The sequence below is a fragment of the Streptomyces sp. NPDC005866 genome (assembly GCF_040629895.1).
Lineage (GTDB): Bacteria > Actinomycetota > Actinomycetes > Streptomycetales > Streptomycetaceae > Streptomyces.
This window is the reverse complement of record NZ_JBEXWP010000051.1, coordinates 1-20,651: the sequence shown is the minus strand read 5'-3', so window position 1 is coordinate 20,651 and position 20,651 is coordinate 1. Positions and strand designations below refer to the sequence as shown.

The 20,651-nt window shown below is 66.1% G+C and carries 32 protein-coding genes and 1 pseudogene; all 33 read right to left on the bottom strand.

From position 1 onward, the window contains the following. A pseudogene (locus ABZ396_RS40400) lies at window positions 1-104 on the bottom strand (DNA-directed RNA polymerase subunit alpha); the annotation flags it as partial. A 124-nt stretch (window positions 105-228) separates the two neighbouring features. Next, on the bottom strand, window positions 229-633 hold the full coding sequence (rpsK, locus tag ABZ396_RS40395; protein ID WP_003956432.1) for a 30S ribosomal protein S11: 405 nt from the start codon (window positions 631-633) through the stop codon (window positions 229-231). 65 nt (window positions 634-698) lie between these two features. After that, a complete protein-coding gene (gene rpsM, locus ABZ396_RS40390; protein WP_358924146.1) occupies window positions 699-1,079 on the bottom strand; it encodes a 30S ribosomal protein S13 in 381 nt (126 codons plus the stop codon). A 191-nt stretch (window positions 1,080-1,270) separates the two neighbouring features. Further along, complete coding sequence (gene rpmJ, locus ABZ396_RS40385) at window positions 1,271-1,384, bottom strand: 50S ribosomal protein L36 (RefSeq protein WP_003998809.1); 114 nt, start codon at window positions 1,382-1,384, stop codon at window positions 1,271-1,273. A 61-nt stretch (window positions 1,385-1,445) separates the two neighbouring features. Beyond that, a complete protein-coding gene (gene infA, locus ABZ396_RS40380) occupies window positions 1,446-1,667 on the bottom strand; it encodes a translation initiation factor IF-1 (RefSeq protein WP_003948620.1) in 222 nt (73 codons plus the stop codon). 284 nt (window positions 1,668-1,951) lie between these two features. Next, window positions 1,952-2,788: a type I methionyl aminopeptidase gene (gene map / locus ABZ396_RS40375; protein ID WP_358924144.1), complete on the bottom strand. Its 837-nt coding sequence runs from the start codon at window positions 2,786-2,788 to the stop codon at window positions 1,952-1,954. 130 nt (window positions 2,789-2,918) lie between these two features. Continuing rightward, complete coding sequence (locus tag ABZ396_RS40370) at window positions 2,919-3,635, bottom strand: adenylate kinase (protein WP_358924142.1); 717 nt, start codon at window positions 3,633-3,635, stop codon at window positions 2,919-2,921. Next, complete coding sequence (secY, locus tag ABZ396_RS40365) at window positions 3,635-4,948, bottom strand: preprotein translocase subunit SecY (protein WP_358924140.1); 1,314 nt, start codon at window positions 4,946-4,948, stop codon at window positions 3,635-3,637. Before secY ends, ABZ396_RS40370 begins: the two co-directional genes overlap by 1 nt. A 189-nt stretch (window positions 4,949-5,137) precedes the next feature. Then, the gene (gene rplO, locus ABZ396_RS40360) at window positions 5,138-5,593 is read right to left on the bottom strand and encodes a 50S ribosomal protein L15 (RefSeq protein WP_356302256.1); all 456 of its coding nucleotides are present in this window, start codon (window positions 5,591-5,593) and stop codon (window positions 5,138-5,140) included. A gap of 2 nt (window positions 5,594-5,595) precedes the next feature. After that, on the bottom strand, window positions 5,596-5,778 hold the full coding sequence (gene rpmD, locus ABZ396_RS40355; RefSeq protein ID WP_006376032.1) for a 50S ribosomal protein L30: 183 nt from the start codon (window positions 5,776-5,778) through the stop codon (window positions 5,596-5,598). Next, a complete protein-coding gene (gene rpsE, locus ABZ396_RS40350) occupies window positions 5,778-6,383 on the bottom strand; it encodes a 30S ribosomal protein S5 (protein ID WP_016645168.1) in 606 nt (201 codons plus the stop codon). The genes rpmD and rpsE overlap by 1 nt, the downstream gene beginning before the upstream one ends. Before the next feature lie 36 nt (window positions 6,384-6,419). Continuing rightward, window positions 6,420-6,803, bottom strand: coding sequence for a 50S ribosomal protein L18 (gene rplR, locus ABZ396_RS40345; RefSeq protein WP_358924138.1), 384 nt, complete (start codon window positions 6,801-6,803; stop codon window positions 6,420-6,422). Between the two features lie 3 nt (window positions 6,804-6,806). After that, the gene (gene rplF, locus ABZ396_RS40340) at window positions 6,807-7,346 is read right to left on the bottom strand and encodes a 50S ribosomal protein L6 (RefSeq protein ID WP_358924136.1); all 540 of its coding nucleotides are present in this window, start codon (window positions 7,344-7,346) and stop codon (window positions 6,807-6,809) included. Between the two features lie 24 nt (window positions 7,347-7,370). Beyond that, window positions 7,371-7,769 (bottom strand): 30S ribosomal protein S8, encoded by a 399-nt coding sequence (gene rpsH / locus ABZ396_RS40335; RefSeq protein WP_352223080.1) that lies wholly within the window; start codon window positions 7,767-7,769, stop codon window positions 7,371-7,373. A 230-nt stretch (window positions 7,770-7,999) separates the two neighbouring features. Further along, window positions 8,000-8,185, bottom strand: a complete 186-nt coding sequence (locus ABZ396_RS40330) for a type Z 30S ribosomal protein S14 (RefSeq protein ID WP_003948630.1) — start codon at window positions 8,183-8,185, stop codon at window positions 8,000-8,002. A 5-nt stretch (window positions 8,186-8,190) separates the two neighbouring features. Next, window positions 8,191-8,748: a 50S ribosomal protein L5 gene (gene rplE / locus ABZ396_RS40325; RefSeq protein ID WP_352223081.1), complete on the bottom strand. Its 558-nt coding sequence runs from the start codon at window positions 8,746-8,748 to the stop codon at window positions 8,191-8,193. Continuing rightward, window positions 8,748-9,071 carry a 50S ribosomal protein L24 gene (gene rplX, locus ABZ396_RS40320; RefSeq protein ID WP_129307392.1) on the bottom strand — a complete coding sequence of 108 codons (324 nt, stop codon included), beginning with the start codon at window positions 9,069-9,071 and terminating at the stop codon, window positions 8,748-8,750. The genes rplE and rplX overlap by 1 nt, the downstream gene beginning before the upstream one ends. A 2-nt stretch (window positions 9,072-9,073) precedes the next feature. After that, on the bottom strand, window positions 9,074-9,442 hold the full coding sequence (gene rplN / locus ABZ396_RS40315; protein ID WP_041985720.1) for a 50S ribosomal protein L14: 369 nt from the start codon (window positions 9,440-9,442) through the stop codon (window positions 9,074-9,076). Window positions 9,443-9,540: 98 nt separating this feature from the next. After that, complete coding sequence (gene rpsQ / locus ABZ396_RS40310) at window positions 9,541-9,828, bottom strand: 30S ribosomal protein S17 (protein ID WP_358924133.1); 288 nt, start codon at window positions 9,826-9,828, stop codon at window positions 9,541-9,543. Further along, a complete protein-coding gene (rpmC, locus tag ABZ396_RS40305; RefSeq protein ID WP_010036720.1) occupies window positions 9,828-10,052 on the bottom strand; it encodes a 50S ribosomal protein L29 in 225 nt (74 codons plus the stop codon). Before rpmC ends, rpsQ begins: the two co-directional genes overlap by 1 nt. Continuing rightward, window positions 10,052-10,471, bottom strand: a complete 420-nt coding sequence (gene rplP / locus ABZ396_RS40300; protein ID WP_030788270.1) for a 50S ribosomal protein L16 — start codon at window positions 10,469-10,471, stop codon at window positions 10,052-10,054. Before rplP ends, rpmC begins: the two co-directional genes overlap by 1 nt. Window positions 10,472-10,476: 5 nt before the next feature. Continuing rightward, the gene (rpsC, locus tag ABZ396_RS40295; protein ID WP_217549193.1) at window positions 10,477-11,304 is read right to left on the bottom strand and encodes a 30S ribosomal protein S3; all 828 of its coding nucleotides are present in this window, start codon (window positions 11,302-11,304) and stop codon (window positions 10,477-10,479) included. Further along, on the bottom strand, window positions 11,304-11,651 hold the full coding sequence (gene rplV / locus ABZ396_RS40290; RefSeq protein WP_030619142.1) for a 50S ribosomal protein L22: 348 nt from the start codon (window positions 11,649-11,651) through the stop codon (window positions 11,304-11,306). Before rplV ends, rpsC begins: the two co-directional genes overlap by 1 nt. A 41-nt stretch (window positions 11,652-11,692) precedes the next feature. Then, complete coding sequence (rpsS, locus tag ABZ396_RS40285) at window positions 11,693-11,974, bottom strand: 30S ribosomal protein S19 (protein WP_358924131.1); 282 nt, start codon at window positions 11,972-11,974, stop codon at window positions 11,693-11,695. 12 nt (window positions 11,975-11,986) lie between these two features. Further along, entirely contained in the window at window positions 11,987-12,823 is an 837-nt protein-coding gene (gene rplB, locus ABZ396_RS40280; protein ID WP_358924129.1) for a 50S ribosomal protein L2, read from the bottom strand. A 38-nt stretch (window positions 12,824-12,861) separates the two neighbouring features. Then, complete coding sequence (rplW, locus tag ABZ396_RS40275) at window positions 12,862-13,281, bottom strand: 50S ribosomal protein L23 (RefSeq protein WP_352223082.1); 420 nt, start codon at window positions 13,279-13,281, stop codon at window positions 12,862-12,864. Then, window positions 13,281-13,937: a 50S ribosomal protein L4 gene (gene rplD / locus ABZ396_RS40270; protein ID WP_358924128.1), complete on the bottom strand. Its 657-nt coding sequence runs from the start codon at window positions 13,935-13,937 to the stop codon at window positions 13,281-13,283. The genes rplW and rplD overlap by 1 nt, the downstream gene beginning before the upstream one ends. 7 nt (window positions 13,938-13,944) lie before the next feature. Then, on the bottom strand, window positions 13,945-14,589 hold the full coding sequence (gene rplC / locus ABZ396_RS40265) for a 50S ribosomal protein L3 (protein ID WP_351318159.1): 645 nt from the start codon (window positions 14,587-14,589) through the stop codon (window positions 13,945-13,947). A 17-nt stretch (window positions 14,590-14,606) separates the two neighbouring features. Next, window positions 14,607-14,915, bottom strand: coding sequence for a 30S ribosomal protein S10 (rpsJ, locus tag ABZ396_RS40260; protein WP_003948644.1), 309 nt, complete (start codon window positions 14,913-14,915; stop codon window positions 14,607-14,609). Window positions 14,916-15,364: 449 nt separating this feature from the next. Continuing rightward, complete coding sequence (locus ABZ396_RS40255; RefSeq protein WP_358924127.1) at window positions 15,365-15,865, bottom strand: hypothetical protein; 501 nt, start codon at window positions 15,863-15,865, stop codon at window positions 15,365-15,367. Between the two features lie 45 nt (window positions 15,866-15,910). Next, window positions 15,911-16,243, bottom strand: a complete 333-nt coding sequence (locus ABZ396_RS40250; RefSeq protein WP_358924125.1) for a hypothetical protein — start codon at window positions 16,241-16,243, stop codon at window positions 15,911-15,913. Window positions 16,244-16,505: 262 nt separating this feature from the next. Next, window positions 16,506-16,949: a hypothetical protein gene (locus tag ABZ396_RS40245; protein ID WP_358924123.1), complete on the bottom strand. Its 444-nt coding sequence runs from the start codon at window positions 16,947-16,949 to the stop codon at window positions 16,506-16,508. Window positions 16,950-16,961: 12 nt separating this feature from the next. Further along, a partial coding sequence (locus tag ABZ396_RS40240) for a DUF6531 domain-containing protein (protein WP_359187131.1) occupies window positions 16,962-20,651 on the bottom strand: 3,690 nt, incomplete at its 5' end.

Genomic DNA, 20,651 nt, shown 5'->3' with positions numbered 1-20,651 from the left:
CCGAGGGTGTAGCCGAAGCCCGGCTCCAGCGGCTCGATCACGAACCGGGAGCGGAACTCGTCGACGACCTCTTCGGTCAACGAGGGACGCTGAGCGATCAGCATGTTGTGGATCCTTCAGTTGCGGGCGCCCGCTATTTGACGCCCTACTGGTACTGCAAGGGTACGGGCGATACGGCCCTTTTACGGAGCCGTACCGCCCGGAAACCTCAGGCCCGAAGGCGTCGCGTCAGACGCGGCGGCGCTTCGGCGGACGGCAGCCGTTGTGCGGAGTCGGGGTGACGTCCTGGATGGAGCCGACCTCGAGGCCCGTGGCCTGCAGGGAGCGGATCGCGGTCTCACGACCGGAACCCGGGCCCTTCACGAACACGTCGACCTTGCGCATGCCGTGCTCCTGGGCGCGACGGGCGGCCGACTCGGCGGCCATCTGCGCGGCGAACGGCGTGGACTTCCGGGAACCCTTGAAGCCGACGTGGCCGGCGGAGGCCCAGGAGATCACGTTGCCGGACGGGTCCGTGATGGAGACGATCGTGTTGTTGAACGTGCTCTTGATGTGCGCGTGGCCGTGAGCGACGTTCTTCTTTTCCTTGCGGCGCACCTTCTTGGCAGCGCCCTGACGACCCTTGGGGGGCATCTACTAACTCCTACGGGAGGTGGTCGGTCCTACAGCGAAGACCGTGGACAGAGGTCCGCTGCGGACTACTTCTTGCCCGGCTTCTTCTTGCCGGCAATGGCGCGACGCGGGCCCTTGCGGGTGCGAGCGTTGGTGCTGGTGCGCTGACCGCGGACGGGCAGACCGCGACGGTGACGCAGACCCTGGTAGCAGCCGATCTCGACCTTGCGGCGGATGTCGGCCTGGATCTCGCGACGGAGGTCACCCTCGGTCTTGATGTTGTTGTCGACGTACTCGCGAATCGCGACCAGCTGCTCTTCGCTCAGTTCGCGGACGCGGGTGTTCGGGTCGATACCGGTCTCGGCCAGCGTCTGCTGGGAGAGCGTCCGGCCGATGCCGAACACGTAGGTGAGGGCGACTTCCACACGCTTTTCGCGCGGAATGTCAACACCGGAAACGCGTGCCACTTCAATGGCTCCTGGTGATCTTCGGAGGTCTTCCACAGGACCGGATCCCAGCCGCCGTACCAGGTACGAACTGGGTCCCCGGCCTCCGAACCGGGGGTGTCGAGCCGTGTCCGGCTCGGGCCCTGCGTATGAACATATTCAGCTTGCGTCGCGCGAATCTCTGCGATGGATGCAGAGGGATCGGTCGTGCGTCAGCCCTGGCGCTGCTTGTGGCGCGGGTTCTCGCAGATGACCATGACCCGACCGTGACGGCGGATCACCCTGCACTTGTCGCAGATCTTCTTGACGCTCGGCTTGACCTTCATGGGATTGAGGTTCTCCGGGTCAGTTGCCGGCAGCCCCGCTCACACGGGACGTGGGCAAGATCTACTTGTATCGGTAGACGATCCGGCCACGCGTCAGGTCGTAAGGAGACAGCTCCACCACGACCCGGTCGTCAGGGAGGATACGGATGTAGTGCATACGCATCTTGCCGCTGATGTGTGCCAGGACCTGGTGGCCGTTCTGGAGCTCGACCTTGAACATCGCGTTCGGAAGAGACTCGACGACAGTGCCCTCGATCTCGATGGCACCTTGCTTCTTGGCCACGCTTCGCCCTTCGAATCGACTACCTTGATCGACTCCCGCGTTTTCCCTCTCGGGCGCATGCGGACATGCGGGTGCACGAGAGCCGACGAGTCAGTCTACGTCAGCGCACCCGGAAAGACGAATCGGTGAAGTCTGCCCCACAGAGCAGATCGTTAAGCGCGGCGAGTGAAGCGCCTCTCAAGGGGCGCGGGGCTGTGCTCGACATGCGGCTACCGCCGCGTAGGCGCGAGCAACCCATGACGGGCGGCCGCCACGCAACGGAAGGCCCCCACCCGGCAGGCGGCTCAGGCCAACGGATCCGGGGCAGCGACGATACCGTGCTCGGCCAGCTTGGCCTTGCCTCCGTCAGGCGCCGTCAGCACCAGCGGCCCCTGCTCGGTCAGTGCCACCGAGTGCTCCCAGTGCGAGGACCATGTCCCGTCGGTCGTGATGACCGTCCAGTCGTCCTCCAGCACCTCGGTCCGCGGCGTCCCCAGCGACACCATCGGCTCGATGGCCAGGCAGAACCCGGGGACCAGCTTCGGGCCCTTGCCCCGCCGCCGGTCGACATAGTTCAGCAGGTGCGGGTCCATGTGCATCTCGGTGCCGATGCCGTGGCCGCCGTAGTCCTCGATGATCCCGTACCGGCCGCCGCCCGGCTTCGGCTGCCGGCGGATGTACGTCTCGATGGCCCGGGAGACGTCGACGAGCCGGTTCCCCTGCTTCATCGCCGCGATACCGGCCCACATCGACTCCTCGGTCACCCGGGAGAGCTCGATCAGCTCCGGAGCGTGACCGGAGCCCACGAAGGCCGTGTAGGCCGCGTCACCGTGCCAGCCGTCGACGATCGCGCCGCAGTCGATGGAGATGATGTCGCCGTCCTTGAGGACGACGTCCTCGGCGGGGATGCCATGGACGACCACGTCGTTGACCGACGTGCAGATGGTGGCCGGGAAACCGCCGTAGCCGAGGAAGTTCGACTTGGCGCCGTGCTCGGCGAGGACCTTGCGGGCCGCCTCGTCCAGGTCCTTGGTGCTGGCACCGGGGACCGCCACCTCGCGGGTGGCCGCGTGGATGGCGGCTACGACCAGGCCCGCCGCCCGCATCTTGGCGACCTGCTCGGGGGTCTTGATCTGCACCATGGGTGGCCTGCGCTCTCCGTCACTCACGTCAACGTCAACCGGATACCTGTACAACAGTACGGCCGCGGCGCCCTGGCGTTCCCCGGACCGAGGTCCGAGGGGCGGGCACCGCGGCCGAACCGCCGTGGAACTACTTCTTGTCGTTCGCGTCGTTCTCGTCGTTCTTGACGTCGCCCTCGTCGTTCTCGACGTCGCACTCGTCGGCGCCGAGCGCTTCCAGCGCCCGCCGCGTGACCTCGTCCACCGGGCCCAGCGAGGAGATCGTACGGACCAGGCCCTGCGACTTGTAGTAGTCGATGATGGGCTCGGTCTGTGTGTGGTAGACCTCCAGCCGCGTACGAACCGTGTCCTCGGAGTCGTCGTCGCGCTGGTAGAGCTCGCCACCGCAGACGTCGCAGACACCCTCGACCTTCGGCGGGTTGTACGCGACGTGGAAGACGTGGGACGAGTCGTTGCGGCAGATACGGCGGCCCGCGATCCGCTTGACGACCTCTTCCTCCGGGACCTCCAGGTCGAGTACCGCGTCGAGCTTGATGCCCTCGTTCTTCAGCAGCTCGTCGAGCGCCTCGGCCTGCGAGACATTGCGCGGGAAACCGTCCAGCAGGAAGCCGCGCGCGGCGTCCGGCTGCTCCATGCGGTCCTTGGCCATGGCGATGGTGACCTCGTCGGGGACGAGGTTGCCTGCGTCCATGTACGACTTCGCGAGCTTCCCGAGCTCCGTCTGCTGGCTGATGTTGGCCCGGAACAGGTCGCCGGTGGAGATGTGCGGGATCTTCAGCTTCTCGGCGAGGCGAACGGCTTGCGTTCCCTTACCGGCACCCGGCGGCCCGACGAGGACGATTCGCATCAGCGGAGGAACCCTTCGTAATTGCGCTGCTGAAGCTGGCTCTCGATCTGCTTCACCGTCTCAAGACCCACACCCACGATGATCAGGATGCTGGTCCCGCCGAACGGGAAGTTCTGGCTTGCCCCAAAGCCAACCAACGCCATCGTCGGTACGAGAGCGATCAGCCCCAGATACAGCGAACCCGGCCAGGTGATCCGGTTGAGCACGTACGAGAGGTACTCAGCGGTCGGTCGGCCAGCCCGGATGCCCGGGATGAAGCCACCATACTTCTTCATGTTGTCGGCTACTTCTTCGGGGTTGAAGGAGATAGCGACATAGAAGAACGCGAAGAAAACGATGAGCAAGAAGTACGAAGCGATGTAAATCGGGTGGTCACCCTTGGTCAGATTCGTGGTGACCCACTGCTTCCAGCCCGAGTTGCCGCCGGCGAACTGCGCCACGAGCGCCGGAATGTACAGCAGCGACGAGGCGAAGATGACCGGGATCACACCGGCCTGGTTCACCTTCAGCGGGATGTACGTCGACGTACCGCCGTAGGACCGGCGGCCGATCATGCGCTTCGCGTACTGGACCGGGATCCGGCGCTGGGCCTGCTCGACGAAGACCACCAGGGCGACCATGACCAGGCCGACAGCGATGACGGTGCCGAACTCGATCCAGCCGCCGGCCAGGGTGCCCTGCTTCTTGATGGCCCACAGCGCGGACGGGAAGGTCGCGGCGATCGAGATGAACATCAGGATCGACATGCCGTTGCCGATACCGCGGTCGGTGATCAGCTCACCGAGCCACATGACGACGGCAGTACCGGCGGTCATGCAGATGACCATCGTGATGGTGCTGAAGATCGCCTGGTCCGGCACGATGCTGGAGGCGACCGTGCAGCCGGAGAAGAGGGCGCCGCTGCGGGCGGTGGCGACCAGGCCGGTGCCCTGCAGGATGGCGAGGGCCACCGTCAGGTAACGGGTGTACTGGGTGATCTTCGTCGTGCCCGCCTGGCCCTCCTTCTTCAGGGCTTCCAGGCGCGGAATGACCACGGTCAGCAGCTGAAGAATGATGCTGGCGGTGATGTACGGCATGATGCCGAGCGCGAAGATCGTGATCTGGAGCAGCGCGCCACCGCTGAACATGTTGACGAGACCGAACAGGCCCTGGTTGCCGGAGGCCTCGTTCACACACGTCTGGACGGCTTTGTAGTTGACGCCGGGGATCGGGATATGGGTACCGACCCTGTAGACCACGATGATGGCCAGCGTGAAGAGCAGTTTCTTGCGCAGGTCGGGCGTCCTGAACGCCCGGGCGAACGCGGTGAGCACGGTGCCTCCTGCGACCCCCGCGCAACTGCGTCAAGGGTGACGGTCTTGAGGTTCGACGAATAAGGAAAAAGGACAGCGCAGACCACCTTACCGGCGACCACGCCCCCTAGGAACGACCAACCGGGGATACCCCACTGTGAGGGTATCCCCGGTCGGGATCGCTTACGTCATCGATGACGTCCGAGATGCTCAGACGAGCTCGGTGACGGTGCCGCCGGCGGCGGTGATCTTCTCCTTGGCGGAGCCGGAGACGGCGTCGACCGTCACCTGCAGCGCCACGGAGACCTCACCCTGGCCGAGGACCTTGACGAGGCTGTTCTTGCGAACGGCACCCTTCGCGACGAGCCCCTCGACGGTGACCTCGCCACCCTCCGGGTACAGCGCGGACAGCTTGTCGAGGTTCACGACCTGGTACTCGGTCTTGAACGGGTTCTTGAAGCCCTTCAGCTTCGGGAGACGCATGTGGAGGGGCATCTGGCCACCCTCGAAGCGCTCCGGAACCTGGTAACGGGCCTTCGTGCCCTTGGTACCACGACCGGCCGTCTTACCCTTCGACGCCTCACCACGACCGACACGGGTCTTGGCGGTCTTGGCGCCGGGGGCGGGACGGAGGTTGTGGATCTTGAGCGGGTTCTGCTCCGCCATGATCAGTCGACCTCCTCGACCGTCACGAGGTGGCGGACGGTGTGCACCATTCCGCGGAACTCGGGGCGGTCCTCCTTGACGACCACGGTGTTGATCCCCTTGAGACCAAGCGACCGCAGGGTGTCACGGTGGTTCTGCTTGCTGCCGATGTACGACTTCGTCTGCGTGACCTTGAGGCGAGCCATTACGCACCCGCCCCGGCACGTGCACGAAGGAGAGCCGCGGGGGCGACGTCCTCGAGCGGCAGACCGCGGCGGGCCGCGATCTCCTCGGGACGCTGCAGGCCCTTGAGGGCCGCCACGGTCGCGTGCACGATGTTGATCGCGTTGTCGGAGCCCAGGGACTTCGACAGGATGTCGTGAACGCCGGCGCACTCCAGCACGGCACGCACCGGGCCACCGGCGATGACGCCGGTACCGGGGGAAGCCGGCTTGAGCAGGACGACGCCCGCAGCCTTCTCACCCTGAATGGGGTGAGGGATGGTGCCCTGGATACGGGGGACCTTGAAGAAGTGCTTCTTGGCCTCCTCGACACCCTTGGCGATGGCGGCCGGCACCTCCTTGGCCTTGCCGTAACCGACACCCACGGTGCCGTCACCGTCGCCCACCACGACCAGCGCGGTGAAGCTGAAGCGACGACCACCCTTCACAACCTTGGCGACGCGGTTGATCGCGACAACGCGCTCAACGTACGCGGTCTTCTCGGCGGCAGCAGCGCCGCCGTCACGGCCCTTCCGGTCCCGCCGCTCGCCGCCACCGGCACCGCCACCGCGGCGCTGGGGTCCAGCCATTGGATTACCTCTCTCTTTCCGCTAGCTACAAGCGGCTCAGAACTTGAGCCCGGCTTCGCGGGCGGCGTCCGCCAGGGCAGCGATGCGCCCGGCGTACTGGTTGCCACCACGGTCGAACACCACGGCCTCGACACCGGCGGCCTTGGCACGCTCGGCGACCAGGGCGCCGACCTGCTTGGCCTGCGCGGACTTGTCACCCTCGCCACCGCGGACCGAGGTGTCCAGAGTGGACGCCGACGCCAGGGTGTGACCCTTGATGTCGTCGATCACCTGGGCCACGATGTGGCGGTTCGAGCGGGTAACGACCAGACGGGGACGCTCCGCCGTACCGCCGATCCGCTTACGGATCCGGATGTGACGGCGCTTGATCGCGGCGCGCTTGTAGGCGTCGCCCTTAAGGATCTTCTGTCCGTATGCCATGGCTTACTTACCCGCCTTTCCGACCTTGCGGCGGATGACTTCGCCCTCGTACTTGACGCCCTTGGCCTTGTACGGGTCGGGCTTGCGCAGCTTGCGGATGTTGGCCGCGACCTCGCCGACCTTCTGCTTGTCGATGCCCTCGACCGAGAACCGGGTGGGGTTCTCGACCTTGAAGCTGATGCCCTGGGGGGCCTCGACGAGGATCGGGTGGCTGTAACCGAGCGCGAACTCGAGGTTCGAACCCTTGGCGGTCACGCGGTAACCGACGCCGCTGATCTCGAGCTTCTTCACGTAACCCTGGGTCACGCCGGTGATCATGTTCGCCACCAGCGTGCGGGACAGGCCGTGCAGGGCCTTGCTCTGACGCTCGTCGTTGGGGCGGGTGACGTTCAGAACGCCGTCCTCACCCTTGGCGATCTCGATCGGCGCAACGACGGTGTGGGTCAGCGAGCCCTTGGGGCCCTTGACCGACACCGTCTGGCCGTCGATGGTGACGTCCACGCCGGCGGGAACCGTGATGGGGAGCTTGCCAATGCGCGACATAGCTGTTTCCTCCGTTCCCTTCTGCTACCAGACGTAGGCGAGAACTTCTCCGCCTACGCCCTTCTTGCCGGCCTGCTTGTCGGTGAGGAGCCCGTGCGACGTGGAGATGATCGCCACGCCGAGGCCGCCCAGCACCTTGGGCAGGGAGGTGGACTTCGCGTAGACCCGGAGACCGGGCTTGGAGATCCGCTTGATGCCCGCGATGGAGCGCTCACGGTTGGGACCGAACTTGAGGTCCAGGACGAGGTTCTTGCCGACCTCGGCGTCCTCGACCTTCCAGCCCGTGATGAAGCCCTCCTGCTGGAGGATCTCCGCGATGTGAGACTTGATCTTCGATGCCGGCATCGTCACGGTGTCGTGGTATGCCGAGTTCGCGTTCCGCAGACGCGTAAGCATGTCTGCGATCGGATCAGTCATGGTCATGAATTGGCCTTCGGCCTCTCTCGCCGGGGTTTCCAGGTGCCCATCCCTCTCCTCGAACCGAGACGAGGCGGGTGCGGTGCGGTGGACCTACGGCGTAGTAAGCGTCTAATAGCGGGCTTCGCCCGCGGGCGACGTCAGGCGCCCAACCCTCCAAGCCTAAGCCATGGAAGGGTGGGCGCCTGACACGCCCATTGCTTACCGAGAGCTTCGGGAATCCCTGAAAGCGGGGATTACCAGGAGCTCTTGGTCACGCCCGGCAGCTCGCCACGGTGAGCCATCTCACGAAGGCACACGCGGCACAGGCCGAACTTGCGGTACACGGAGTGCGGACGGCCACAGCGCTGGCAGCGGGTGTAGCCACGCACACCGAACTTGGGCTTGCGAGCAGCCTTGGCAATCAGAGCCTTCTTCGCCATCTCGCTCACGCCTCCTTGAACGGGAAGCCGAGGTGACGAAGGAGCGCACGGCCCTCAGCGTCGTTGGTCGCCGTGGTGACCACGGTGATGTCCATGCCCCGGGTACGGTCGATCTTGTCCTGGTCGATCTCGTGGAACATGACCTGCTCCGTGAGACCGAAGGTGTAGTTGCCACGGCCGTCGAACTGCTTGGGGGACAGACCACGGAAGTCGCGGATGCGCGGCAGCGCGAGCGACAGGGTGCGGTCCAGGAACTCCCACATGCGGTCGCCACGGAGCGTGACGTGGGCACCGATCGGCTGACCCTCACGCAGCTTGAACTGCGCGATGGACTTGCGGGCCTTGGTGACGGCCGGCTTCTGACCGGTGATGGTGGTCAGGTCACGGACGGCACCGTCCATGAGCTTGGAGTCACGGGCGGCGTCGCCGACACCCATGTTGACCACGATCTTGACGAGACCGGGGATCTGCATGACGTTCTCGTACTTGAACTCGTCACGCAGCTTGCCCGCGATCTCCTCGCGGTACTTCTGCTTCAGACGCGGAGTCGTGGTGGTAGCCATCAGATGTCCTCACCCGTCCGCTTGGCAACGCGGATCTTGTTGCCTTCGTCGTCGAAGCGGTAACCGACACGCGTGACAACCTTGTTGCCGTCCTTCTCAACGACCAGCTGGACGTTGGAGACGTGGACGGGCGCCTCGGTCGTGACGATGCCGCCGGCCTGCGAACCGCTAGCGGTCGGACCGGCCTTGGTGTGCTTCTTGACCCGGTTGACACCCTCGACCAGGACACGGTCCTCGCGGGGGTAGGCCGCGATGACCTTGCCCTGCTTGCCCTTGTCCTTGCCGGTGATGACCTGGACCAGGTCGCCCTTCTTGATCTTCATGCTTACAGCACCTCCGGAGCCAGCGAGATGATCTTCATGAACTTCTTCTCGCGCAGCTCGCGCCCGACCGGGCCGAAGATGCGGGTGCCGCGAGGGTCACCGTCGTTCTTCAGAATGACGGCGGCGTTCTCGTCGAAGCGGATGTACGAGCCGTCCGGACGGCGGCGCTCCTTGACGGTGCGAACGATGACCGCCTTGACGACGTCACCCTTCTTCACGTTGCCACCCGGGATCGCGTCCTTGACGGTGGCGACGATGACGTCACCGACGCCCGCGTAGCGGCGACCGGAGCCACCGAGCACACGGATGCAAAGGATCTCCTTCGCACCAGTGTTGTCGGCGACGCGCAGTCGCGACTCCTGCTGGATCACGTCTATCTCCTGTGTGTCTGCCGGTTCCCCGGGGGCCGTTCAGGAACGGCCCCCGGAGCCTGGCGGAACTGTCCTGCGAGGGGTGCCCCGCAGGAGAATTACTTGGCCTTCTCGAGGATCTCGACGACGCGCCAGCGCTTCGTCGAGGACAGCGGCCGGGTCTCCATCAGGAGGACACGGTCGCCGACACCCGCGGCGTTCTGCTCGTCGTGCGCCTTGAGCTTGTTCGTACGGCGGATGACCTTGCCGTACAGCGCGTGCTTCACTCGGTCCTCGACGGCGACGACGACGGTCTTGTCCATCTTGTCGCTGACGACGAGACCCTCACGGGTCTTGCGGAAACCGCGTGCCTCGGTTGCGTTCTCAGTCACGTTGCTCTCGCTCATCAGGCGCTCTCCACCGTCTCGATGCCCAGCTCGCGCTCACGCATCAGGGTGTAGATCCGCGCGATGTCCTTACGGACGGCCTTGAGCCGACCGTGGTTCTCGAGCTGACCAGTCGCCGCCTGGAAGCGGAGGTTGAACAGCTCTTCCTTGGCCTCGCGGAGCTTGTTCAGCAGCTCCTCGTTGCCCAGCTCGCGCAGCTCGGACGCCTTGGTACCGGCCGACATCACGCTTCACCTGCCTCGCGCTTGACGATCCGGCACTTCATCGGCAGCTTGTGGGCCGCACGGGTCAGCGCCTCACGGGCGATCTTCTCGTTGGGGTACGACAGCTCGAACATGACCCGGCCCGGGTGCACGTTCGCGATCCACCACTCCGGAGAACCCTTACCGGAACCCATGCGGGTCTCGGCAGGCTTCTTCGTCAGCGGGCGGTCCGGGTAGATGTTGATCCAGACCTTGCCGCCACGCTTGATGTGGCGGGTCATCGCGATACGAGCCGCCTCGATCTGGCGGTTGGTCACGTACGCCGGCGTGAGGGCCTGAATGCCGTACTCGCCGAACGCGACCGTGGTACCGCCCTTGGCCTCACCACGACGCTTCGGGTGGTGCTGCTTGCGGTGCTTGACCCTACGGGGGATCAGCATGACGGTCAGGCCTCCGTTCCGGTGCTCTCAGCAGCCGGAGCGGCAGCGGCCTCGGCCTGGGGGGCCTCGGCAGCGGGAGCCTGCTGCGGCTTGCGACCGCGCCGCTCGCCACCACGGCCACCACGGGCCGGGCGGTCACCAGCGCCACCACCACGGGCCGGGCGGTTGCCGGCACGGGCAGCGGCGTTCTCGGCGCGGACCTCGGCGATGTTCTTGACGTCGCCCTTGTAGATCCAGACCTTCACACCGATACGGCCGAAGGTCGTCTTGGCCTCGAAGAAGCCGTAGTCCACGTTCGCGCGGAGCGTGTGCAGGGGCACACGGCCCTCGCGGTAGAACTCCGAGCGGGACATCTCGGCGCCGCCGAGGCGGCCACCGCACTGGATCTTGATGCCCTTGGCGCCGGCCTTCATCGCCGACTGCATGCTCTTACGCATGGCGCGGCGGAAGGAGACGCGGGAGGACAGCTGCTCGGCGACGGCCTGGGCCACCAGCTGAGCGTCCGTCTCCGGGTTCTTGACCTCGAGGATGTTCAGCTGGACCTGCTTGCCGGTCAGCTTCTCCAGGTCACCGCGGATGCGGTCGGCCTCGGCGCCACGGCGGCCGATGACGATGCCCGGACGCGCGGTGTGGATGTCCACGCGGACACGGTCACGGGTGCGCTCGATCTCCACCTTGGAGATACCGGCGCGCTCCATGCCGGACGTCATCATCCGACGGATGGCGACGTCTTCCTTGACGTAGTCCTTGTACAGCTTGTCGGCGTACCACCGGGACTTGAAGTCCGTGGTGATGCCGAGCCGGAACCCATGCGGGTTAACCTTCTGGCCCATTACCGGGTTCCTTCCTTGCTGCTGACGACCACAGTGATGTGGCTGGTCCGCTTGCGGATCCGGTAGGCACGGCCCTGGGCACGCGGACGGAACCGCTTCAGGGTCGGACCCTCGTCGACGTAGGCCTCGGAAATGACGAGGCTGTCGGCGTCGGTGTGGTCGTAGTTGTGCGCGGCGTTGGCAATGGCGCTGTCGAGCACCTTGCCGACCGGCACGGAGGCTGCCTGCGGAGCGAATCGCAGAACAGCCTGGGCCTCCGTGGCATCCATGCCACGGATGAGGTCCACCACGCGGCGGGCCTTCATGGGCGTGACGCGGATGTACCGCGCCTGGGCCCTGGCTTCCATGGTTGTCCCTTTCAGGTTTCTTTGTCTGAATGCGATCCGCGTTAGCGGCGCTTCGACTTCCGGTCGTCCTTGACGTGACCCCGGAAGGTACGAGTCGGCGAGAACTCGCCGAGCTTGTGACCGACCATCGCCTCGGTGACGAACACCGGGATGTGGATCTTGCCGTTGTGCACCGCGATCGTGTGACCGAGCATCGCCGGGACGATCATCGAGCGACGGGACCAGGTCTTGATGACGTTCTTGGAACCGGCTTCGTTCTGGACATCCACCTTCTTGATCAGGTGGTCGTCGACGAAGGGTCCCTTCTTCAAGCTACGAGGCATCTCAACCCGTCCTTAACGCTTCTTGTTCGTCTTGCGGCGGCGGACGATGTACTTGCTCGACGCCTTCTTGGGTGAACGAGTACGACCTTCCTTCTTGCCCCACGGGGACACGGGGTGGCGGCCACCGGAGGTCCGGCCCTCACCACCACCGTGCGGGTGGTCGACCGGGTTCATGACGACACCACGGACGGTCGGGCGAACGCCCAGCCACCGCTTACGGCCGGCCTTGCCCCAGTTGATGTTCGACTGCTCGGCGTTGCCGACCTCACCGACGGTGGCGCGGCAGCGCGCGTCCACCATGCGGATCTCGCCGGACGGCATACGGAGCGTCGCCATGGCACCCTCACGCGCCAGCAGCTGCACGGAGGCACCTGCGGAGCGGGCGAACTTGGCGCCACCACCGGGACGGAGCTCGATCGCGTGGATCGTGGTACCGACCGGGATGTTGCGGAGGGCCAGGTTGTTGCCCGGCTTGATGTCGGCCCCGGGACCGTTCTCCACGGTGTCGCCCTGCTGCAGGTTGCGCGGGGCGAGGATGTAGCGCTTCTCGCCGTCCGCGTAGTGCAGCAGCGCGATGCGCGCGGTGCGGTTGGGGTCGTACTCGATGTGCGCGACCTTCGCGGGCACGCCGTCCTTGTCGTGACGACGGAAGTCGATCACTCGGAAGGCGCGCTTGTGTCCGCCACCCTGGTGGCGAACGGTCACACGACCGGCGTTGTTACGGCCGCCCTTGCTGTGCAGCGGGCGGACCAGCGACTTCTCCGGCGTGGACCGCGTGACCTCGACGAAGTCGGCGACGCTGGCGCCACGACGGCCCGGCGTAGTCGGCTTGTACTTGCGGATTCCCATTTCTCAGTCCTCGTCCGATATCGGACGATCCGACCCGCTTACGCGGACGGACCGCCGAAGATGTCGATACGGTCGCCCTCGGCGAGGGTCACGATCGCGCGCTTGCTGCCGGCACGCTGACCGAAGCCGGTCTTCGTGCGCTTGCGCTTGCCCTGGCGGTTGATCGTGTTGACCCCGGTGACCTTGACCTCGAAGACCGCCTGGACGGCCTGCTTGATCTGGGTCTTGTTGGCGCCCGGGGCGACGATGAACGTGTACTTGTTCTCGTCGAGGAGCGCGTAGCTCTTCTCCGAGACGACCGGCTTGAGCAGCACGTCACGGGGGTCCGTGAAGGACTTGCTCAGCGGGGTCTCGACGGTGTTCTTGCCCTCGGCGGCGTGGCGACGCGCCTTGGCGACGCGCGCGGCCTTGGCGGCCTTGGCCGCCTTCGAGGCGATGCTCGGGTGACGGGTAGCCATCAGACCTCGGTCCCTTCGGTGTCGTTGGCCTTCGGGCCGGCGACGAAGGACTCGAAAGCGGCCTGGGTGAAGACCACGTCGTCCGAGACGAGAACGTCGTACGTGTTCAGCTGGCCCGGCTCCAGGATGTGGACCTGGGGCAGGTTGCGGGCGGACAGCCACGCGGCCTCGTCGGCGCGGTCGACGACCAGGAGCAGGTTCTTGCGCTCCGAGATCTTGCCGAACAGCGTGCGAGCGGCCTTGGTGCTGGCGTTCTCGCCCTCGACCACGCCGGAGACGACGTGGATGCGGTTGTGGCGCGCCCGGTCGGTGAGGGCGTGACGCAGAGCGGCAGCCTTCATCTTCTTCGGGGTGCGCTGCGAGTAGTCACGCGGCTGCGGGCCGTGGACGACGCCACCGCCGGCGAACTGCGGGGCGCGGGTCGAACCCTGACGGGCGCGACCGGTGCCCTTCTGGCGGTACGGCTTCTTGCCGCCACCACGGACCTCGCCACGGGTCTTCGTCTTGTGGGTGCCCTGGCGGGCAGCGGCCAGCTGTGCGACGACGACCTGGTGAAGCAGCGGAACGCTGACCTTCTCTACGTCGAAGATCTCCGCGGGGAGCTCGACGCTACCGGCCTTCTCGCCAGCGGGCGAAAGGATGTCAACAGTGCTCATCGGTACCTCAGGCCCCCTTGGCCGCGGTGCGGACCAGGACGAGGCCGCCGTTCGGACCGGGAACCGCGCCCTTGATGAGCAGCAGACCCTTCTCCGCGTCAACGGCGTGGACGGTCAGGTTCTGGGTGGTGACCCGCTCGTTGCCCATGCGACCCGCCATGCGGAGGCCCTTGAACACGCGGCCCGGGGTGGCGCAGCCACCGATGGAGCCGGGAGAGCGGTGCTTGCGCTGGGTGCCGTGACCGGCGCCGAGGCCCTTGAAGTTGTGACGCTTCATGACACCGGCGAAGCCCTTGCCCTTGCTCTTGCCGGTGACGTCGACCTTCACGCCGGCCTCGAAGACCTCGGCGGTGACTTCCTGACCGAGGGTGTACTCGGTGGCGTCGGCCGTCCGGATCTCGACGAGGTGACGACGGGGGGTGACGTCGGCCTTCGCGAAGTGACCCTTGAGGGGCTTGTTCACCTTGCGCGGGTCGATCTCGCCGAAGGCGAGCTGGACGGACTCGTAGCCGTCGACGTCGTTGGTACGGACCTGGGTGACGATGTTCGGGCCGGCCTTGACGACGGTGACCGGGACGACACGGTTGTTCTCGTCCCAGACCTGCGTCATGCCGAGCTTCTCGCCCAGGATGCCCTTGATCTGCTTAGCCATTCTCAGATCACCGACCCTCAGAGCTTGATCTCGATGTCGACACCGGCCGGGAGGTCGAGTCGCATCAGAGAGTCAACGGTCTTGGGGGTGGGGTCGAGGATGTCGATCAGGCGCTTGTGCGTGCGCATCTCGAAGTGCTCGCGCGAGTCCTTGTACTTGTGCGGCGACTTGATGACGCAGTACACGTTCTTCTCAGTGGGCAGCGGCACCGGGCCCGCGACCGACGCACCAGTGCGGGTCACCGTCTCGACGATCTTCTTCGCCGAGGAGTCGATGACCTCGTGGTCGTAGGCCTTGAGCCGGATGCGGATCTTCTGTCCCGCCATGGCTACTCAGTAGTCCTGTCTCTTCTTACGCTCCGGAACCCGGCGGATTCCTTCTGCTACCTTCGTTTCTCCGACCCACGAGGTCGGGCGTGTCGCGCTCCCGCTGACACAGATGCCCCTTGTTCGAACATCCCTGCGGGGAATGCACACGGCCCTTCCGGAACCGCAAGCCGGGGGCGGAAGGCCCACCGGGCGCCTGGCCGGTGCTGCACCACACTTCCCGAAAGATTCCCGTACGTCCGCCCCAGTGCTGCCGTGAGGCAGTTAGGACGACGAGTACTGTGGGACTCGCTTCCGGTCCTCCCGGCGGGAGGCGCACAGCATCAACACTCGACCGAGCAACTCCGACAGTCTGCCATAGGGGGCGGGGGCCTGGCCAATCGGGCCGGAGACAATACCCCCAGGGTGACGTAGGTCAAACACGAGGTCGATCCGGGCGCCGGGGCCCGTCACTGCCAGTCCTCGTCCTCGCCGTCCTCGTCGTCGGCGTCAGGGTCGTCCTCGCGCAGCACGACGACGAGCCGGACCGGCGCGTCGGTGTCGCTGTGCTTGACCCCGGCCAGCACGGCCTTGTCCGCGACGGTCCACGCCTGATGGTCGACATAGTCCTCGCCGCCGGTCAGATCCCGGTCGGACTCCTCGAGCCGGGGCCCGAGAACGCCGGACGCCAGCCGCGAGACAACAGCCGGCAGTTCGGCCAGGGCAAGGTCGTACAGCTCTTCGATGTACGTGTCCGGGTCCGGCCGCTCATCATCGACTTGGCGGTACCAGAGAGTGAACTGCACCTCCACAGGCGCGTCCCCCTGAACCCACGCGCTCGCACCGTCGCGCCGCCAGGTGGTCGCCCACGCCTTCGCGGGATTCCTGCGCTCCCCCACCCACCCCTCACCGGCGAGAACTTCCTCCACGGCCTGACCGGTGAGCCCGTCAAGCTCGGACAGCTCACTCAATTCAGCACTTACGTCAACCACGATCTCCGGACGACGCACCCGGTGTCAGGCCCCGAGCGTCCAGTACCGGGAGCCCTTCGGAGGCGCGGGGCGGACCCGCAGGACGGACGGGTCGAAACCCTCGTCGTCGCCCTCGTCGCCGGTGGGCAGGCGTCCGGACGCGTTCGGGTAGTAGTACAGGCCGTACGACCAGTACTCCGGGAACTCGTGGCACATGAGATCGGGGTACGCCGAGATCTGCGCGTCGTGAAAGCGCTCGTTGATCCTGGCCACGGCCTCCGCGCGGGAGACACGGAACCTCGAGATCATCTCGTCCGCGATGTCCCGAAAATACTCAACCATGCCCTGGTCGAGATCCATCAAGAATTCGGTTGTCATGTTGTCGGGGGTCCTCAACCCCCTCCAGTGGTGCCTTGGGCACCTTGAAGTGGATGACAGTCGGCACCCCGCCCTTGTCGTTCGCCAGTTTCTTCGCACTCCAGGGCCTGGCGGGGGTCTTTGGTGACGTAGAAACCGCCCCGGCCGAAGTCCATCTCGCGGGTCGAAGCCGTGATGCCGACGGCTCCGGCTGGCACTGTTGTGCCTCCAGCTAAGCAGCACCTCTCGCGGCCCGTCCAACGCCCGCCAGTCGCGACGTACGTCAAAGTGGAGCGAGATCGTCCGAGAAGGGGGCGGTGTCCTCTCCCCACCGGAACGTGTAGCTTCCCTTAGCCGCATCGAAGGACACACCAAGGCCAAGGTCCGGTAGGTCGAATTGCTGCCTGAGCCAGCCGTCCATGGCCAATGCCGCAACTTCCGACCGGAAATGCGCGAGGGGGAACGTGAATGATGTGACTCTCACGGACAGGCCTTCGGGATATCGGGACATCAGAGCGGGCGCGTGTGCTGCCAAGCCGTAGGACAGCCACGACGCGTCCCGCCAGTGAATTCCTGCGGGCAGGGTCAGGTGTACTTTCCGGTCGATCTGCAGAAAGAACCCGCGCTGGAACTCGTCTCCAGCGCCCGCGGGGGCGTACTCGGCCGTAAGGTCGGCAGCGAGCCCGCCCAGCGGGCTTCGGAAACGGTACTTGAAGGTGCTGCTCACGTCGGATCGGTCCTAGAACTTCAAGAGATGGAAGACTGATTTACTGAAGATGTTCTCCGCCTGCCCCATTCCAGTGGGCGCCCGCACGTAATCGTATTCGTGCGGAAGTCCGTCACCCCAGAGCCTGCTGTGTTTGTCGGCGAATTCAGTCGCCGCGTCCTCACCGATCTCATGCAGGTCGATCCTCTTCATATTATCGAAATCGCTGGCACTGACTCTGAACGGCATGACTTCCACTTCGGCACCGCGCCCCCGAAGTCGTTCGGCGTAACGTTGGGCATCAGCGCGCGACTCCCATGAGTAAACCCCTTCCCCATAATGACCGCGATTCTCGGCGGTGGGCCATGGAGTCCCATCGCCGCGCAGGCGCCTGGCGTTCTCCGCGTCCTGGACGGTGAAGAACTCATGGTAATCCGGGGCCAGTCCCAGGCTGTCGGACCGGGTGTGGGGGGTGGGGACGTAGGTAAGCGGGTTCGGTGCGGGTTCGAGGCCCAGCGGATCGGGGGAGAGATACCGCGCGCTTTCCGGATCGTAGTGCCGGAAGTAGTTGTAATGCAGCCCGGTCTCCGGGTCGAAGTACTGGCCCGGGAACCGGAGTGGCGTGTACGCGGTGCTCCCGGCGGCCCAGACTGTGCTCCCCCACACGGTGCTCCGTGTCCGCCACGCGATCTCACCGGCCTCATCGACGAGCTCCCGCGGCGCGCCGATGAGATCGGTGACTATGGCGAAGAAGCGCAGGTCGATGTCCCCCTGCGGACTCTGTCCGGTAGGCCGCTCCGTGATCCGCTCGCTCTGGCTGACCGGCCGGCGCCCCTGGTAATCCCAGGTGAGCGTGACGAGATGCGGCAGGTCGTCGCTGAGGGTGGTCTGTTCGCAGAGGGTCGTACCGTCCCAGGTGAAGTCAGTACGCTCGACGGCTCGTTCGCCGTCGGCGTCCATGCGCATTTTGGCGATTCGGCGCCCGAGCGGGTCGTAGGCGTAGCGCCACAGTGTGCCGTCGGGAGTACGTACGGCCGTCAGGCGGTCTTCCGCGTCCCAGGTGTAGCGCCATGTGTCGGGCTTGCGGGAGAGACGGGTCCGCTGCCGCAGGGTGACGCGGCCGAGGGCGTCGTGCTCGTACCGCACCCGGCCCGCATGCGTGATCCTCGTTCCGCTGTACGCGCGTTCGCCGGTCGCCTCGTGACCGGGATGCGAGGCCGGCCAAGCCGCGTAGGTCTGGTTTCCGGCCTGGTCATAGGCATACGACTCCGACCAGTTGGATGCGTGCACGGCAGTGACCCGACCCAGCGGATCCAGATCGAACCGTTGCGGACCCGCGAGCTGGTCATCGATGCCTGCCAGTGCGCCGTCCGCACGGTAGCTGTACGAACGCCGTTGCACCGATTCACCGTCCCCACCCCTTATCGACTGGAGGGTGAGACGCCCCGACGCGTCGAAGGTGTGCGCCAGCGTGAGCACGCTCCCGATCCGCCGGCTGGTCTCGCGACCGACTTCGTCGTATCCGAAATCGATGCTCCGGCCCGACGAGGTGAGTCGGGCGGGACGTCCGACTTCGTCGTACGACCACGCACTCAGCGCCCCCGCGGGCGTTGCACGGCGGGTGCGCCGCCCCACCTCGTCGTGGCTGTGGACGACGGCACGTCCGTTGACGCTCTCGGAGACGAGGCGGCCCAGTGGGTCCCGGCGCAACACGAGCGTGGCGTCGGGGCCCGCCGCTTCGGCGAGCTCGCCGACGGCGTCGTAGACGAAGGTGGTCACCTGACCGTGGGCGTCCTTGCGCGTGACCCTCCCCAGAACGTCCCGCTCGTAGTGGACCGTCTGGCCCAAGGAGTCGGTACGGGAGCAAAGGCGGCCCGCGACATCGTGGGTGTAGGTGAGGACACGATCGTCGAAATCCTTCTCGGACACGAGTCGTCCGGCCGCGTCATATGTGTAGGACCAGCGCAGCCCCTGGGGGTTGGTGACAGTCGTCAGGCGCAGCCCGGCGTCGTACGTGAAGTCGTAGCGCGCTCCGTCCGGGCCGGTGCGCGCGGCGAGGAGGTCGAAGTGCGTGTATTCGTAGCGCGAGACCGCCCCAGTCCGGTCGATGTGAGCGGTGCGGTTGCCCTCCCCGTCGAATTCCCAGGCCTCCACCGAGCCGTCCGGGGCGATCCGCTCAGCGAGTCGTCCCTCCACCGTCCACCCCAGCCGGGTCACGGCCCCCGACGCGTCGGTGATCACGGTGGGCCTGCCGAAGGTGTCCCGTGCACAACTCGTCACCGCCCCCGATGGATCGGTGATCGACAGTGGTAGCCCGGCCGAGTCGCAGAGGATCCCCGTGACACCGCCCAGGGGATCGACGATCGAGGTGAGGCGCCCCTGCCCGTCGTAGGTGAAGCGGGTGGTGTTGTCTGTCGGGTCGGTGACCGAGGTGCGGTTGCCGCGGTCGTCGTACGTCTGTCGGTGGGTCAGGCCGTCGGGGCCGGTCACCGTTACGGGAAGGAGGAGTTCGTTGTACTCCGCCCGCGTCTCGTGGCCATCGGGGCGAGCGATCCTGACCGGCTGGTTGTACTCGTTGTTCGTCAACCGAGTGGCGCGACCGAGGGCGTCGGTCCAGGACAACAGCTGGTGACGCTCGTCGTACTCGGTCCTGGTCACCCCTCCCAGTGGATCCATCTCGGCGATGACTTGGCTGTTGGTGTTGATGACGAAGCGGGTGGTGGCACCTTCGGCGGTGGTGAGGGTGGTGATGTGGCAGTCGGGCCAGGCGGGGTCGGTGGTGTCGTAGTCGAGGGTGATGGTGATGTGACCGGCTTGGCCGCCTTCGGCGATGCAGCGGTCGCGGTCGTCGTACGTGTACGCGTACCGGCTGTTGTTGGTGTCGGTCCAGGAGGTGACGCGCAACCGGTCGTCGTAGGTGAAGCGCAGGGGCAGGCCGGAAGAGTTGACGGTCTCGGTGAGGTTGCCGTCGGTGTAGCCGTAGCGCTTGATGACGATGTCCGAGCCGTCGTCGGCGGCTCCGGCCAAGGAGAGGGCGGTGACCCGGCCCTCGTCGGTGGTGATGCGCAGGTGGTAGCCGCCGGAGTGGCGGATGGCGAGTGGGGTGCCGTGCTCGTCGTGGTCAAAGGTGAGGGTGTGCTGGTTGCGGTCGGTGATGCCGGTGAGCAGGGCGGTGCCCTCGGTGGTGGGGCGGGCGAAGTGGTGGGTGTGGCCGGTGAGGGGGTCGGTGATGCGGTACCCGCCGTCATCCTGACGGGTCAGGGGCCAGCGGGGTCCGGCTTCGGGCAGGACCGGGGTGTGGGGCGCGGCGGGGTGCGGATACGACAGCAGCAGGCCGTCCTCGGTGACGTACACGACGCCTTGCGCATCGATCTCCAGGCGCTGGTCGAGGGTGGAAGCCCAGCCGGGGCCGAACCACCAGCCGCAGCGGTAGTCGGAGGCGACCCGGCGGGTGAAGGCCAGCGGGAGGATGCCGGGCAGTTCGATGTCGGTCTGCGGGAGGTACATCGCGCCGGTAGCCATGTCGACCGGGTCGCTGCCCTTGGAACGCACCGCGCTCTTCAGCCGGTTGAAGGCGCCCTCGGCCCCGTCGGCAAGCATGCCGCGTGCGTTCTTGCCGAGCCCCTTCACGGCGAGGCTCATGGCCTTCATGCCGCCGCGGAGGTTCTTCATCTCCTTCAGCCCCTTGGCTATCTTGCCGAGGCTGGTGATGCCCTTGCCGCC